Genomic DNA, 390 nt, shown 5'->3' with positions numbered 1-390 from the left:
GCGTCACGAGTTCGTCCGCCTTGAGGTCTGCCGCCGCCGTGGTGACAGATGTTTTTGCCGAGGTGAGAAGTCCCTTCGGCTTGTGCGTCCCATCGCCATTCAGGAATGCGTCCTCCTCTGCGTTGCCCAGTGCCTTGCCGAACTGCTCGATGAGATAGTTCTCAAGGTTGAAGGCGTTGTCGTAGAGAAGCTCTTCCGTTACCTTGACTGCGACGTGGAGCTTGTGCGCGTCGAGAACGATCTGGTCGAAGGTCGCGTCCCCGAAGGTAAGTGCTGCGCCCTCCTCAATCCACGATGCCGCAGGTTTCGTGGCGGCGATATTGATCTTGTGCTCCCCACTCGTCGTGATCGTCGTTGCAAGCGGACGCAGGACGTTCTCCTCATTCAGAA

At 58.2% G+C, this 390-nt stretch carries 1 protein-coding gene; it reads right to left on the bottom strand.

All coding sequences use genetic code 11. The features are described from left to right. Nucleotides 1-390 (bottom strand): phage major capsid protein (locus HMPREF1992_RS11970; protein ID WP_037357845.1); only part of this gene is annotated, 390 nt, incomplete at both ends.

Origin of the sequence: Selenomonas sp. oral taxon 892 str. F0426 (assembly GCF_000468035.1) — a bacterium.
Lineage (GTDB): Bacteria > Bacillota > Negativicutes > Selenomonadales > Selenomonadaceae > Centipeda.
Note: the sequence above shows the minus strand (reverse complement) of the source record. Positions and strands in the feature narration are given on the sequence as shown.